Source organism: Rhizobium sp. Nf11,1 (assembly GCF_050587665.1).
Lineage (GTDB): Bacteria > Pseudomonadota > Alphaproteobacteria > Rhizobiales > Rhizobiaceae > Rhizobium.
Genome location: NZ_JBOBHU010000004.1, coordinates 111114 through 125118, shown reverse-complemented (window position 1 = coordinate 125118; position 14005 = coordinate 111114). Strand labels below are relative to the sequence as shown.

The window sequence follows — 14005 nt, the reverse complement described above, 5'->3', positions numbered from 1 at the left end:
ACCCACGTCGGTTTTCTACAACCGCTGTTTACGCTGCATTAACGCTGTCGTGAGAGTCCTCTTAGGGTCGAAGTATTTCTCGGGCCCAGGAGGCTGCATTGGATGCTCAGAGCCAATATTATGAATCTATAAATTTACCGGGTGTGCTAAGCATTCGTCATGTGGCTGAACTACATTCCAAGCTTATGGACGAATTTAATAGTAAATATGACATTGTCGTCAGCATAATCGCTGACGCCGAAGCTGACATTAGTTTCATTCAGCTTATCGAGGCAGCGCGTCGTCAAGCAAAATCTGACGGAAAGACGTTCAGGCTTTCTTCTCCGGTCAGCGGCTCACTGCTGAAGGTACTTGAGCGCGCCGGTTTCATCGAATCTTTCGATCAAGAAGACTTAAAGTTCTGGTTGCATAAAGAGGTGACATTATGAGTGCCAACATCCTGACCGTAGACGATTCCGCCAGCATCCGCCTGACTACAAAAGTCACGCTGACCAATGCCGGCTACAGCGTCACCGAAGCGGTCAACGGGGCGGAAGGCCTCATGGCGGCAAAGGGCAGCAGCTTCGATCTGATCGTGACCGATCTCAACATGCCTGTCATGGACGGGCTGACAATGATCGAGGAATTGCGCAAGCTGCCGGCGCAGGCCGGTGTTCCGATTATCTTTCTAACCACGGAATCTGACGCCGATCTCAAGGCACGTGCCAAGGCTGCCGGCGCGACCGGCTGGCTGACCAAGCCGTTTGACCCGGAAAGTCTCGTGAAGATCGTGAAGAAGGTCCTCGGAAGATGAGTACGCTCGACCCCGTCGCCGTATTCCGCATGGAGGCTGCCGAATGCCTCGAAGCGATCGAGGCCGGTCTTCTCGACCTCACTCACCAACTCGACAATAGGGATCTCGTCGACGCGGTATTCCGCGGGCTTCACACGCTCAAGGGATCGGGCGCGATGTTCGGTTTCGAGGCGCTCGCCGCCTTCACCCATCATTGCGAAACGGCCTTCGACCGCGTCCGAAAAGGTGAGGTCGCGGCGACCAGCGAACTCGTCGCCGCCGTTCTCGCCGCCCAGGACCATATGCGTGCCCTCGTTGACCGGCCCGACGCCGATCACGGCGACATCGGGCATAAGCTTCTGGCACAGCTGCAGGCGGCGGTCGGCGCCAAGGCTGCGGCGCCCGCCACGGCGACGGCGGCCGTGGCAGTGCCCGTGCAGGAGGCGTCGGCGAAGAAGACGACGAACAGCTGGCGCATCCGCTTCAGTCTGCCGGCCAATTCGATGGCCAACGGCACCAATCCGCTCGGTCTGCTGGACGAACTGCGCGATCTCGGCGAATGCAGCGTGCGCGCCGACACTTCGGCCATTCCGCCTCTCGACGAGCTCACGCCGACGGAACTCTACATTTCCTGGGATGTGACGCTGATGAGCGAGCAGGACCGTTCGGCGATCGACGACGTCTTCATCTTCGTGCTCGACGACATGGAACTCAGCGTCGAGGAGATCGACGGCACGGTAGCGGCAACGGCCGCTCCGGCTGAAACAACGCCGGTGCCTGCCGCTGCCGCCTCAGCACCACCAGCGCCTGTCCCGGCGGCCGCCGTGCCGGAATTTCGTCCCGTCGAAGCGGTTGCTGTCAAGCGTGAGGCACCCGCCGCCAGCCAGGCGAAGGCTGCCGAGAACGTGCGCGTTCCGGCAGAGCGCCTAGACGAACTGATGGACCGCGTCGGTGAGCTCGTGATCGCGCAATCGCGCCTCAGCCAGCTCGCGAGCGCCAGCACCGATATCGCACTGCGCTCCGTCTCGGAAGAAATCGAACGTCTGTCCGGCGAACTGCGCGACACGATGATGGTGCTGCGCATGGTGCCGGTTGCGACCCTCTTTTCCCGTTTCCGCCGCCTCGTCCACGATCTTGCCCGCGAGACCGGCAAGGTGATCGAGTTGGTGACGGAAGGCGAGAGCACCGAGGTCGATAAAACGGTTATCGAGCGGCTGGCCGATCCGCTGGTGCACCTGGTGCGCAACTCGATCGATCACGGCCTCGAAGTGCCCGCCGACCGCCTTGCCGCCGGCAAGGCCAAGGCCGGCACGGTAACGCTTTCGGCCCGTCAGGCCGGTGGCGAGGTGATTATCTCGATCAAGGACGACGGCCGCGGCATCAACCGTGAACGGGTCCGCGCCAAGGCGGAATCCTCCGGCCTCATCCATCCGGGCCAGCCGCTTTCGGATCCCGAGCTCTTGCAACTGATCTTTGCTCCCGGGTTTTCGACGGCGGCGGCGATCACCAATCTGTCCGGGCGCGGCGTCGGCATGGACGTGGTCAAGAAGACGGTCGAAGAGCTTCGCGGCGCAATCGATATCGTCAGCGTGCCCGGACAGGGTTCGGAAGTGTCGCTGCGCATTCCGCTAACGCTTGCCATTATCGACGGCCTATTGGTGCGTGTCGGTACCGGCCGTTACGTCATCCCGCTTTCTGCCGTTGAGGAATGCCTCGAACTGTCGCTCGAGGAGGATCTGCGCTCGCGCGGCCGCAGCTTCATCTCGCTGCGCGACAGCCTGGTGCCGTTCCTGCGCCTGCGGGATCTTTTCCGCACCGGCACGAAGCCCGACGTGCACCAGAAGGTCGTCGTCATCTCGACCGGCACGGAGCGCGTGGGCCTCGTCGTCGACCAGATCATCGGCGACCATCAGACTGTCATCAAGTCGATGTCGAAACTACACAACGACGTGGCGACCTTTTCGGGCGCCACCATTCTCGGCGACGGCAGCGTCGCTCTCATTCTCGACGTCGGGCATCTGGTTGCCGCGGGTCAGCAACAGGAGGCGCAAATGCGGGTAGCAGGATGAATGCAACAGCAGCACTCGAACACTTCGACAATCATTGGAGCTATGCCGAGGAAGTCGAGGTTCTGACTTTCGATCTCAACGGCGAAACCTTTGCGCTGGAGGCGGTCATCGTCCAGGAGATCCTGGACCTGCTTCCGGAGACGGCGGTGCCGGGAAGTCAGCCCTTCGTCGCTAGCGTCATCAACTTCCGCGGCAAGGTCATTCCGCTTGCCGACCTGCGTCTCGCTTTCGGGATGGAGGCGGCGGAGGCAACGATCGATAGCCGCTTTATCGTCATCGAGATCGATCTGCAGGGTGAGCCGACGCTCGTCGGCCTCAGAACCGACAAGGTGAACGAGGTGACGACACTCGCAAAAACCGCGAGTGAGGCGCCACCGAGCGTCGGCATGCGCTGGCGCGCCGACTACATCAACTGCCTGGTGAAGAGGGGTGGAGAGTTCATCATTCTCCCGAATCTGCAGGCGATTTTTTCAACGCGACATGACGCGGCGGGGGCCGCCAATTGACGTCGGAAAATCCAAGAGGGGTTTGGGACGATGAGACTGACAATCAAGACGAAACTGGTGACGGCGTTCACCTTTATTATTCTCATGTTATTGGGCACTGCTGCTTATGGCATTTTCAGCCTTGGATCACTGAACGATACGATCGGCAATCTTCTTGCCGGCCCGGCAGCCCGCCTCGATCTTGCGCAGCAGATCAACATCGCGCAGCTCGAAGCCATCCGTCAGCAGAAGAACCTGCTCACTGCCCGTGGCGCCGATGAAGCGGCCGCGGCGATCGACAAGGGCAACCAGGCCCGCAAGGACTTCAGTGACGCCTTCAATCAAGTGCTGACGCTTGCCACGGAAGAAGGCAAGGCGCGTTGGACGCGCATCGCCGAGCTTTCCAAGGCTTTCAACGCAGCCGACGACCAGATCCGCGACTACGTGAAGAGCGGCAACGCGGAGGGTGCAAACAACGTCTCCATCACGACGGCGCGGGCTGCTGCCAACAATATCGACTCGACACTCGCCGAGATTCTGTCGCTTGAAAAGCAGCGCATGAAGGCCGCCGACGCCGATGCCGACACGCAGTATGGGACGACACGCACGACGATGATCGCCGTCGCTGCCGTTGCACTGCTGATTGCCGCGATAACCGCCTTCTGGATCGCCAGCACGATTAGCAAAGGCCTCAGCCGCGCCAACACCGTGGTTCGCGAAGTGTCTGAAGGCGACCTGACGAAAATGGCCGAAATCACCAGCCATGACGAAATCGGCGAGCTTCTGGGCAATGTCAACATCATGATCGAACGCCTGCGAGGCGTCGTCGCCGACGCGATCTCGGCCGCCGAGAACGTCTCGTCCGGCAGCCAGGAGCTTTCCGCAAGTTCCGAACAGGTGTCGCAGGGCGCCACGGAACAGGCCGCTTCGGCCGAAGAGGCCTCCGCTTCGATGGAGCAGATGGCCGCCAACATCAAGCAGAATGCCGACAATGCCGCCCAGACGGAAAAGATCGCCCGCCAGTCGGCCAAGGACGCGGAAGCCAGCGGTGAAGCGGTAACGCGGGCTGTCGACGCCATGCGCACGATCGCACAGAAGATCGGCATCGTGCAGGAAATCGCTCGTCAGACCGATCTGCTGGCCCTTAACGCAGCTGTAGAAGCAGCACGCGCCGGCGAACACGGCAAGGGTTTTGCGGTCGTGGCCTCGGAAGTGCGCAAGCTTGCCGAACGCAGCCAGTCGGCCGCAGCCGAAATCAGCTCGATGTCGAGCGATACCGTCAAGGCCGCTGCCGATGCCGGTGAGATGCTCGGCCGCCTGGTGCCCGACATCCGCAAGACGGCGGAACTCGTTTCCGAGATCAGCGCCGCCTGCCGCGAGCAGGATATCGGTGCCTCGCAGATCAACGAAGCGATCCAGCAGCTCGACAAGGTGACGCAGCAGAACGCGGGCGCCTCCGAACAGATGTCGGCAACCTCCGAGGAGCTCGCTTCCCAGGCGGAAGAACTGCAGACCTCGATCGCCTTCTTCAAGGTCGATACGACGGGCAGCGCGCGGTCCGGCGCCCAGAAGATGCGGGCGAACGGCTCAGCCAAGGCGGTCAAGGCCCCGGCCCGCAAGCCTGCGCCGCAGGCCCAAAGCCAGGGCCGCGGTCAGACGGTTTCGGCTCAGCAGCAGCGTCTCAAGGGCTTTGCTCTCGATATGTCGATGGGCGGTCCGGACGCCAGTGACGACGATTTTCGGGAGAGCGCGTAGACGCTTCCTGAGACGCGCATAGCGTTTCCCGGCGAGGCACCTGAGCGCCTTCGCCCTCATCGGATATCTCGGGCCGCCCCGGTGGCCCGAGGCGGAATATCCCCAACGCGTGTAGGCGTTGGCGCTGCGACCGATAAATGTCCGGCTGCCGGGAAGTGAATGTAGTCGCTTTCCCTCTTTCAGACACATCACTCTGAAGTTCGGCGTTCCCTGGACCGGAACGTCTCGCTATCCATCGCTTTGGCGCATAGAACGGGGTATCACATGCGTTTCACCATCAAACTCAAACTGGGCCTTGCCTTTGCAGTCATGACGCTGCTTTTGATCGGCATCGCAATTTATGGAAGCCTGAGCCTCGGCACTTTGGACAAGGCTAGCGGCAATATGATCGATGGGCCGGTGCGCCGCCTGGAGCTGGCGCTGAATGCCAATATTGCCGAAGTCGATGCGATCCGCGCTCAGAAGAACGCGCTGCTTTCGACCGATCACGAAACCGCCGCCGGCTTTTATAAGGAAGCCGACCAGAAGATGCAGACCCTGTTCGACACTGTCGATGCCGGCCTCGCCATCGCCTCGCCGGAGGGCAAGCCTCATTGGGAGAAACTGCGGACGATCGGCGGGAAATTCCGGGAAAAATCTGCCGAACTGCAGCAGCTTGACGCAAGGGGCGACAAATCAGGCGCGCTGGCGCTTTCGCTCGGCGATCTCAGAGTGATGACTGACGATATGGCCGGTGCGATCGCTTCCCTGACCGAGATCCAGCGCAAGGGCATGCAGGCGACCGATCAGGCCAACACCGATCTTTACAATTCGACCAAGCTTATCCTCACCACAGCATCCGGGATCGCCGTGCTCGTGGCGCTCGGCGCCGCATTGTGGATCACGCTCGGCATCAACAATGGTCTGAGGAAGATCACGAGCGTCGCAAACGCCGTGGCAATCGGCGATCTCAATCAGAAAGTCGACGTCAGGACCAATGACGAGATCAAGGATCTCATCGATACGGTCAACACCATGACCGCCAATCTGCGCGCGACCGCCGCCCTTGCCGACCAGATCGCCACGGGCGACCTGACCACGGATGCAAAGCCGCTCTCGGACAAGGACACGCTCGGCATTGCGATGCAGAGCATGGTCGCCAACCTGAGGACCACGGCGGGGATCGCCAACCAGATCGCAAACGGCGATCTCACCGTGTCTCCGAAGCCGCTCTCCGACAAGGATGCGCTCGGCCTTGCCCTGGAGCAGATGGTTGAGCGGTTGCGCGGTGTGGTCGCCGACGCGATCTCGGCCGCCGAGAACGTCTCGTCCGGCAGCCAGGAGCTTTCCGCAAGTTCCGAACAGGTGTCGCAGGGCGCCACGGAACAGGCCGCTTCGGCCGAAGAGGCCTCCGCTTCGATGGAGCAGATGGCCGCCAACATCAAGCAGAATGCCGACAATGCCGCCCAGACGGAAAAGATCGCCCCCCAGTCGGCCAAGGACGCGGAAGCCAGCGGTGAAGCGGTAACGCGGGCTGTCGACGCCATGCGCACGATCGCACAGAAGATCGGCATCGTGCAGGAAATCGCTCGTCAGACCGATCTGCTGGCCCTTAACGCAGCTGTAGAAGCAGCACGCGCCGGCGAACACGGCAAGGGTTTTGCGGTCGTGGCCTCGGAAGTGCGCAAGCTTGCCGAACGCAGCCAGTCGGCCGCAGCCGAAATCAGCTCGATGTCGAGCGATACCGTCAAGGCCGCTGCCGATGCCGGTGAGATGCTCGGCCGCCTGGTGCCCGACATCCGCAAGACGGCGGAACTCGTTTCCGAGATCAGCGCCGCCTGCCGCGAGCAGGATATCGGTGCCTCGCAGATCAACGAAGCGATCCAGCAGCTCGACAAGGTGACGCAGCAGAACGCGGGCGCCTCCGAACAGATGTCGGCAACCTCCGAGGAGCTCGCTTCCCAGGCGGAAGAACTGCAGACCTCGATCGCCTTCTTCAAGGTCGATACGACGGGCAGCCGCCGTGACCGCGCGCCGGCTGCCAGGACAACGGTGCGGAGTCCCGTTCCAGCCGCCGCCCGCAAGCCTGCGGCCAAAAAGCCGGCCGCCGGCAGTGTCGCTGCTCAACAGGCGCTAGTGAAGGGGTTTGCCCTCGACATGTCGATGGGCGGTCCCGACACCGTTGACGACGAGTTCAGGGAGAGCGCTTAGCGCTCCCCCTTGGGGAGAACGGTCCCCTGGAGAAGCGCATGAGCGCTATCTCCGTTCGAAACTGTCGTGGGCCAGCTACATGGCCCATGACGCACACTTCCGGCGCTTGGGGGTGCCTGCGCGGGAGTCTATTTGTTCTCTCCGTGACAGGTTATCGCCTGACGGAATTTCTTTGCTGCATGATGCCGCGCCACCTGGACCATATTTATTGCCTCGCTCTCAGAGAGGAATATTGAGATGCGTATTACGATCAAACTTAAACTCGCAGCCGCTTTCGGCTTTGTCATACTCTTGCTGGTGGGCAGCGCGGCCTATGGAATCTTGAGCCTCAGCTCACTGAACGACGCTGTCAGCGATCTTATTTCCGGTCCCGCAAAAAGGCTGGAATTGGCTCTGGAAGCCAAGACTGCCGAGCTCGATGCCGTCCGCTGGCAGAAGAACGCGCTTCTGGAAATGAATCCCGAAGCGGTCAAGAAGTACTATCTGAATTCGGCAAAAAGCGTGGATGAAATGCGCGCCCTCGCGACAAGCGGCCAACAGCTCGCAACCGCCGAAGCAAAGCCCACCTGGGACAGGCTGATCGAACTGGCGAAACGCTTCGGCGAAGAGTCCAGCAAAGTCGCCTCCATTCAGGAAAGCGGCGACAGGGCGGGGGCCACCGCATTCTCGCTGGGAGAGGTTCGCGCCCTCGTAGCGGAGCTGGAAGAGGTTTTTGAGAACCTCGTCACGCTTCAGCAGAAAGCGATGAAGCAGGCCGACAGCGACACCGACGATCTCTATAGTTCGACGAAGAACATGCTGATCGGTCTCGCAATCGGCGCTTCCCTTATCGCTTTTGCGGCTGCGTTGTGGATCGCGCTTGGCGTCAACAGCGGTCTGCGCAAGATCATGAGCGTCGCAAGCGCCGTCGCCATCGGTGACCTGAACCAGAAGGTCGAGATCAGGACCAACGACGAGATCAAGGATCTGGTCAACATGATCAACACCATGACGGACAACCTTCGCGTCACCGCCGACATTGCGGCGCGGATCGCCGACGGCGATTTGACGGTGTCCCCGAAACCACTTTCGCAGAAGGATACGCTCGGTATTGCGCTGGAGCAGATGGTCGAGCGCCTGCGCGGCGTCGTCGCCGACGCGATCTCGGCAGCGGAAAATGTTTCGGCCGGCAGTCAGGAATTGTCGGCAAGCTCAGAGCAGGTGTCGCAGGGCGCCAGCGAACAGGCAGCTTCCGCCGAAGAGGCCTCAGCCTCGATGGAGCAGATGGCCGCCAATATCAAGCAGAATGCCGACAACGCCGCCCAGACGGAAAAGATCGCTCGCCAGTCGGCTAAGGACGCCGAGATGAGCGGTGAAGCGGTATCGCGCGCCGTGCAAGCGATGCGGACCATTGCCGAGAAGATCGGCATCGTCCAGGAAATTGCCCGGCAGACCGATCTACTCGCACTCAACGCGGCTGTGGAAGCAGCACGCGCCGGCGAACACGGCAAGGGTTTTGCCGTCGTTGCCTCGGAGGTGCGCAAGCATGCCGAACGCAGCCAGTCGGCCGCCGCCGAAATCAGCTCGATGTCCGGCGATACGGTCCAGGCCGCTCAGGACGCCGGCGACATGCTTGGTCGCCTGGTGCCCGATATCCGCAAGACGGCTGAACTCGTTGCCGAAATCAGCGCCGCCTGCCGCGAACAGGATATCGGTGCTGGCCAGATCAACGAAGCGATCCAGCAGCTCGATAGGGTAACGCAGCAGAATGCCGGCGCCTCCGAGCAAATGTCCGCCACCTCGGAAGAGCTCGCGAGCCAGGCTGAAGAAATGCAGGCGTCGATCGCCTTCTTCAAGGTCGATAACACAAGCGACCACCAGTCCCGCATGCCGGCCGCGAGGGTGACCGTCCGAAGCTCGGCTTCCGTCACCGGCCGCAAGCTCGGTGTCAGAAAACTGGCCGCCAACAGCGTCGCCGGGCAACAAGCGCGGGCGAAGGGTTTCGCTCTCGATCTCTCCATGGGCGGTCCCGATGATGGGGACGCCGAATTCAAGGAAAGCGCCTGATCATGGCTCCAACACCTCTGGAAGCGCAATTCGTGACCTTCAGCCTCGGTGAGGAAATTTTCGCCGTGCCGGTCGAGGTCGTGCGGGAAATCCTCGACTATGCGGAAGCTTTCAAGATTCCGAACGGTCCCGACTATCTGCTCGGCCTGCGCGACGTGCGCGGGCAGGGGGTGCCGACGATCGATCTTCGATTGAAGCTCGGCATGACGAAGACCGAGCCCACACCACATACGAGGGTGCTCGTCCTCGACGTGCCGATGGAAAACCGGCTGCTCACTCTCGGCCTCGTCGCCGATCGCGTCTTCGAGGTCACGCCGTTCCGGCGTGACCAGATCGAGGCGGCGCCCGATATCGGCGTGCGCTGGCGTTCCGACTATATTGCAGGTGTCGTTCGCCGCGAAAACGGCTTCGTCGTCATCATCGATCTCGCGCGGCTCTTGTCGCGCGAGGACGCCTCGGCTCTGCAATCGGCCGCCTGACCCTGCATTAACGGAGTACTGCGTCAATGAGTGTGGCAGCAATGGCGGAAACCCAATTGCCAGGTGACCGGATCAGCAAGCGCAATTTCGATAAGCTTGCCCGGTTCATCTACGACTATAGCGGCATCAAGATGCCGCCGACCAAGCTGACGATGCTCGAGGGCCGGCTGCGACGCCGCCTTCGTGCGACCAATCATTCGACCTTCGACGATTATTGCGAGTTCCTGTTCAATCAGGACGGGCTTGCCCAGGAAACCGTCTACCTGATCGACGTGGTGACGACCAACAAGACCGACTTCTTCCGGGAAGCCAAGCACTTCGAATATATGCAGACCGTGGCGTTGCCGGCGATCGCCAATAACGGCGTGCGCACCATCCGCACCTGGAGCTCGGCCTGCTCGACGGGGGCCGAACCCTATACGATGGCGATGGTCCTGGCGGAATTCGCGGAAGGCCGCAATGATCTTTCCTATAGCGTGCTGGCCACCGATCTTTCCACCGACGTGCTGCAGACGGCGCGCCGCGGCATCTATCCGGAAGATCTGATCGCGCCGGTGCCGCGCGATCTGCAGCGCAAATATGTTCTGGTCGCCAAGCAGCCGGGCCGCAAGGAGGTGCGCATAAGCCCCAAGCTGCGCAGCAGGGTGGGATTTGCCCGAATGAACCTGATGGACGACAAATATCCCGTCGGCGACTTGATGAACATCATCTTCTGCCGCAACGTGCTGATCTACTTCGACAAGCAGACCCAGGCCGGCGTGCTGAACCGCCTCTGCGAGTGCCTGGCGAAGGGCGGCTACATGTTCATCGGCCACTCCGAGTCGATCACCGGCTTCGACCTGCCGCTGAAACAGGTCTCGAACACGGTGTTCCAGCGGATCTAGAGGCATTCATGCGCAAGAAAATCCGCGTTCTCATCATCGACGATTCCGCCAGCGTCCGGCAGACGCTGGCCCATGTGCTGGAGCAGGATCCGGATATCGAGATCATGGCGGTGGCGTCCGATCCTTTCGTGGCGGCGCGCAGGCTGCTGGACGAGGTCCCCGACGTCATCACGCTCGACGTGGAGATGCCGCGCATGGACGGCATCACCTTCCTGCGCAAGCTGATGGCGCAGCGGCCGATCCCGGTCGTGATGTGCTCGTCGCTGACGGAGGCGGGTTCGGAAACGCTGATTCAGGCTTTGGAGGCGGGCGCCGTCGACGTCATCCTGAAATCGAAGATCGGCGCCGCCGACAGCCTTGCCGACGACGCCATGCGCATTCGCGAAGTCGTTAAAAGCGCCTCGCAGGCGCGGCTTTCGACCGTGCGCCGCGCCGCGGGAACCATCCGCTCCGCTTCCGCCGAGGGGCCGGCTAAGAAACTGACGGCTGATGCCATGCTGCCGCCGCCGACGGGGCGGGCGATGGCGAAGACGACGGAAATGGTCGTCTGCGTCGGCGCCTCCACCGGCGGCACCGAGGCACTGCGCGAATTCCTGGAGGAACTGCCGGCCAATGCGCCCGGCATGGTGATCGTCCAGCATATGCCGGAGAAATTCACAGCCGCCTTCGCCAAGCGCCTGAACGGGCTCTGCGAGGTCGAGGTCAAGGAGGCCGCCGACGGCGATCCGGTGCTGCGCGGCCATGTGCTGATCGCGCCCGGTGACAAGCACACGCTGCTCGAACGCCAGGGTGCGCGCTATTATGTGAGCGTGAAGACCGGGCCGCTGGTCTCCCGCCACCGGCCTTCCGTCGACGTGCTCTTCCGTTCGGCGGCGCGCTCGGCCGGCTCGAACGCCATGGGGATCATCATGACGGGTATGGGCGACGACGGTGCGCGCGGCATGCTGGAGATGCATGAAGCCGGCGCCTATACCGTGGCCCAGGACGAGGCGAGTTCGGTTGTCTTCGGCATGCCGAAGGAGGCGATTGCAAAAGGCGGCGTCGACCGCATTCTGCCGCTCGATCAGATCGCCCGCGAAGTCCTGATAACGCAGCAGAAGTTCTGAGTCCGGTCCAGTTCCAATGGCAAATAAGGCCGACGCTTTTCAGGCCTGTGAGCAGCCCTCCGTGCCTCCCCTTGAAATTTCCGCGATTTTGTGGTCTTGAGGCCGCCAATCTTTGCTAGCGCTGCCTGTCATGCATGTTCAGGGACATTTCCCGCCCCTGGCAGCGCGCGTCCCGTATCAGTCCCAAGGAAATGCGCCGATGGCCCGTTCAGCTCTTCTCAATGTCATGGTTCAGGCTGCTCTCAAGGCAGGAAAATCGCTGGGGCGTGATTTCGGCGAAGTGCAGAACCTGCAGGTTTCGGTGAAGGGACCGGGCGATTTCGTTTCCGCCGCCGACCGCAAGGCCGAGAAGATCGTCAGGGAAGAACTGTTGAAGGCGCGGCCGACCTATGGCTTCCTGGGCGAGGAAAGCGAGGAGATCAAGGGCACCGACGGCGCGCATCGCTGGATCGTCGACCCGCTCGACGGCACGACGAACTTCCTGCATGGCATCCCGGCCTTCGCTGTCTCGATTGCGCTCGAGCGCAATGGCGAGATCGTTGCCGCCGTCGTCTTCAATCCGGCGACCGACGAACTTTATACTGCCGAGCGCGGCGGCGGCGCTTTCCTCAACGACCGGCGCCTGCGTGTCGCTGCGCGCCGCGTGCTGTCGGATTGCGTCATCGGTTGCGGCGTGCCCGCGCTCGGCAAGCGCAATCACGGCAAGTTCCTGGTCGAACTGCGCCACGTGATGGGCGAAGTGGCCGGCATCCGCCGCCTGGGCGCACCGACCCTCGATCTCGCCCATGTCGCCGCCGGACGTTTCGACGGCTTCTGGGAGGCGGAGCTTGCGCCCTGGGACATGGCAGCCGGTATCCTGCTCATCCGCGAAGCCGGCGGCTTCGCCACCGACTGGGATGGCGGAACGGCCATTCTGGAGGGCGGCGCGATCGTCGCGGGCAACGAACATGTCCATAAGGCGCTGATCGAGGTCATCAAGCGGCCGATTCCCGCCAAGTGAGCGCATAAAAATCCGGCTGTTGTAAAGTCACGGTTTTCGCCACGGCATACTTCAATTCGGCACAATGTTGCTCTAGTCTCCGCCAGCAATGAGTTCGGAGGCTGCTGGACCTATGGAAAATGTGAATGTGGCGGAGATCGGCTCCACCGAAAAGACGGCCGGCGGTTATACCTACAGGCTCTCGAGCCCCATGCCCTTCCTTTGGACGATGCTGCTTTTCCTCGTCATTGTCGGGTTCATTGCCGCGATCCTCTTTCGGCAGACGCAGACCGCCTTCATGCACAATCCGGGCCTCAACGGCCTGATCCTCGGCGTTCTCGCAGTCGGAATCGTCCTTGTTTTCAATCACGTGCTGGCGCTTCGCCCCGAAGTGCGCTGGTTCAACTCCTTCCGCGCTGCCGGCAGCGCGGATAAGGTCAACCGTAACCCGCGGCTGCTTGCGCCGATGCGGGCGCTGATCGGCAGCCGCAAGAGCTCGGTGGCGCTGTCGACGACGGCGCTGCGTTCGATTCTGGATTCGATCGCCACCCGCCTCGACGAATCGCGTGACGTTTCGCGCTACCTGATCGGCCTCCTGGTATTCCTCGGCCTGCTCGGCACGTTCTGGGGTCTCATCGGCACAATCGGCTCGATCAGCGCCGTCATCCAGTCGCTCGATCCCGGCTCGAACGGCACGGGAGACGTGCTCTCGGCGCTGAAGGAGGGACTTTCCATGCCGCTTTCCGGCATGGGGCAGGCCTTCTCGTCGTCGCTGCTCGGCCTCTCCGGTTCGCTCATTCTCGGCTTCCTCGACCTGCAGGCCGGCCGCGCGCAGAATCGCTTCTATACGGAGTTGGAAAACTGGCTCTCCTCGGTCACCGATGTCGGCTCCGATCTCGCGCCGGCGCTCGACGCCGTTGCCGGGTCTTCCTCGGACGACATGCGCGCACTTTCCGAGTATCTGCGCAAGGTCTCCGAAGAAGGCGGTGTCGGCAACCAGCGCTCTGTCGCTGCCATGGCAAGCCTTGCCGAAGGCATTCAGGGTCTGGTCAAGAATATGCGCAACGAGCAGCAGATGCTGCGTGACTGGATCGAGGCGCAGCAGGACGAGGCGAAAGCCATGCGCCGGACGCTCGACCGGCTGGCCGAGCGCATCGGCCTGCAGGAGCGGGGCGGCGAGCGGTCCGAGCGCCTGCGCGAGCGCACGAGCCATGCAGAAAAGAGCGAGGGCAAGTAAGCT

Annotated in this window: 12 protein-coding genes; all 12 read left to right on the top strand. The window is 62.0% G+C overall.

Translation table 11 applies throughout. The annotated features are described in order from the left end of the window. The first annotated feature begins 98 nt into the window (after nucleotides 1–98). Nucleotides 99–428 carry an STAS domain-containing protein gene (locus ACQ7C1_RS08425; RefSeq protein WP_430957959.1) on the top strand — a complete coding sequence of 110 codons (330 nt, stop codon included), beginning with the start codon at nucleotides 99–101 and terminating at the stop codon, nucleotides 426–428. Continuing rightward, nucleotides 425–793, top strand: coding sequence for a response regulator (locus ACQ7C1_RS08420; RefSeq protein WP_064804861.1), 369 nt, complete (start codon nucleotides 425–427; stop codon nucleotides 791–793). The genes ACQ7C1_RS08425 and ACQ7C1_RS08420 overlap by 4 nt, the downstream gene beginning before the upstream one ends. Further along, on the top strand, nucleotides 790–2841 hold the full coding sequence (locus tag ACQ7C1_RS08415; protein ID WP_430957958.1) for a chemotaxis protein CheA: 2052 nt from the start codon (nucleotides 790–792) through the stop codon (nucleotides 2839–2841). Before ACQ7C1_RS08420 ends, ACQ7C1_RS08415 begins: the two co-directional genes overlap by 4 nt. After that, complete coding sequence (locus ACQ7C1_RS08410) at nucleotides 2838–3347, top strand: chemotaxis protein CheW (RefSeq protein ID WP_430957957.1); 510 nt, start codon at nucleotides 2838–2840, stop codon at nucleotides 3345–3347. The genes ACQ7C1_RS08415 and ACQ7C1_RS08410 overlap by 4 nt, the downstream gene beginning before the upstream one ends. Nucleotides 3348–3377: 30 nt before the next feature. Continuing rightward, nucleotides 3378–5081, top strand: coding sequence for a methyl-accepting chemotaxis protein (locus ACQ7C1_RS08405; RefSeq protein ID WP_430957956.1), 1704 nt, complete (start codon nucleotides 3378–3380; stop codon nucleotides 5079–5081). A gap of 264 nt (nucleotides 5082–5345) precedes the next feature. Then, complete coding sequence (locus tag ACQ7C1_RS08400) at nucleotides 5346–7271, top strand: HAMP domain-containing methyl-accepting chemotaxis protein (RefSeq protein ID WP_430957955.1); 1926 nt, start codon at nucleotides 5346–5348, stop codon at nucleotides 7269–7271. 237 nt (nucleotides 7272–7508) lie between these two features. Next, on the top strand, nucleotides 7509–9317 hold the full coding sequence (locus tag ACQ7C1_RS08395) for a methyl-accepting chemotaxis protein (protein ID WP_430957954.1): 1809 nt from the start codon (nucleotides 7509–7511) through the stop codon (nucleotides 9315–9317). Nucleotides 9318–9319: 2 nt separating this feature from the next. After that, the gene (locus ACQ7C1_RS08390; RefSeq protein ID WP_430957953.1) at nucleotides 9320–9796 is read left to right on the top strand and encodes a chemotaxis protein CheW; all 477 of its coding nucleotides are present in this window, start codon (nucleotides 9320–9322) and stop codon (nucleotides 9794–9796) included. 26 nt (nucleotides 9797–9822) lie between these two features. Continuing rightward, nucleotides 9823–10680 (top strand): CheR family methyltransferase, encoded by an 858-nt coding sequence (locus tag ACQ7C1_RS08385; RefSeq protein WP_430957952.1) that lies wholly within the window; start codon nucleotides 9823–9825, stop codon nucleotides 10678–10680. 8 nt (nucleotides 10681–10688) lie between these two features. Further along, a complete protein-coding gene (locus ACQ7C1_RS08380; RefSeq protein ID WP_430957951.1) occupies nucleotides 10689–11786 on the top strand; it encodes a protein-glutamate methylesterase/protein-glutamine glutaminase in 1098 nt (365 codons plus the stop codon). A gap of 199 nt (nucleotides 11787–11985) precedes the next feature. Next, nucleotides 11986–12786, top strand: coding sequence for an inositol monophosphatase family protein (locus ACQ7C1_RS08375; RefSeq protein WP_430957950.1), 801 nt, complete (start codon nucleotides 11986–11988; stop codon nucleotides 12784–12786). A 112-nt stretch (nucleotides 12787–12898) separates the two neighbouring features. Continuing rightward, nucleotides 12899–14002, top strand: coding sequence for a MotA/TolQ/ExbB proton channel family protein (locus ACQ7C1_RS08370; RefSeq protein ID WP_097597296.1), 1104 nt, complete (start codon nucleotides 12899–12901; stop codon nucleotides 14000–14002). Nucleotides 14003–14005 lie beyond the last annotated feature (3 nt).

Excerpts from the sequence above, each read along its gene's own strand:
- ACQ7C1_RS08420 (WP_064804861.1), top strand. The coding sequence starts at position 425 with ATGAGTGCCAACATCCTGACCGTAGACGATTCCGCCAGCATCCGCCTG.
- ACQ7C1_RS08415 (WP_430957958.1), top strand. The coding sequence starts at position 790 with ATGAGTACGCTCGACCCCGTCGCCGTATTCCGCATGGAGGCTGCCGAA.
- ACQ7C1_RS08410 (WP_430957957.1), top strand. The coding sequence starts at position 2,838 with ATGAATGCAACAGCAGCACTCGAACACTTCGACAATCATTGGAGCTAT.
- ACQ7C1_RS08405 (WP_430957956.1), top strand. The coding sequence starts at position 3,378 with ATGAGACTGACAATCAAGACGAAACTGGTGACGGCGTTCACCTTTATT.
- ACQ7C1_RS08400 (WP_430957955.1), top strand. The coding sequence starts at position 5,346 with ATGCGTTTCACCATCAAACTCAAACTGGGCCTTGCCTTTGCAGTCATG.
- ACQ7C1_RS08395 (WP_430957954.1), top strand. The coding sequence starts at position 7,509 with ATGCGTATTACGATCAAACTTAAACTCGCAGCCGCTTTCGGCTTTGTC.
- ACQ7C1_RS08390 (WP_430957953.1), top strand. The coding sequence starts at position 9,320 with ATGGCTCCAACACCTCTGGAAGCGCAATTCGTGACCTTCAGCCTCGGT.
- ACQ7C1_RS08385 (WP_430957952.1), top strand. The coding sequence starts at position 9,823 with ATGAGTGTGGCAGCAATGGCGGAAACCCAATTGCCAGGTGACCGGATC.
- ACQ7C1_RS08380 (WP_430957951.1), top strand. The coding sequence starts at position 10,689 with ATGCGCAAGAAAATCCGCGTTCTCATCATCGACGATTCCGCCAGCGTC.
- ACQ7C1_RS08375 (WP_430957950.1), top strand. The coding sequence starts at position 11,986 with ATGGCCCGTTCAGCTCTTCTCAATGTCATGGTTCAGGCTGCTCTCAAG.
- ACQ7C1_RS08370 (WP_097597296.1), top strand. The coding sequence starts at position 12,899 with ATGGAAAATGTGAATGTGGCGGAGATCGGCTCCACCGAAAAGACGGCC.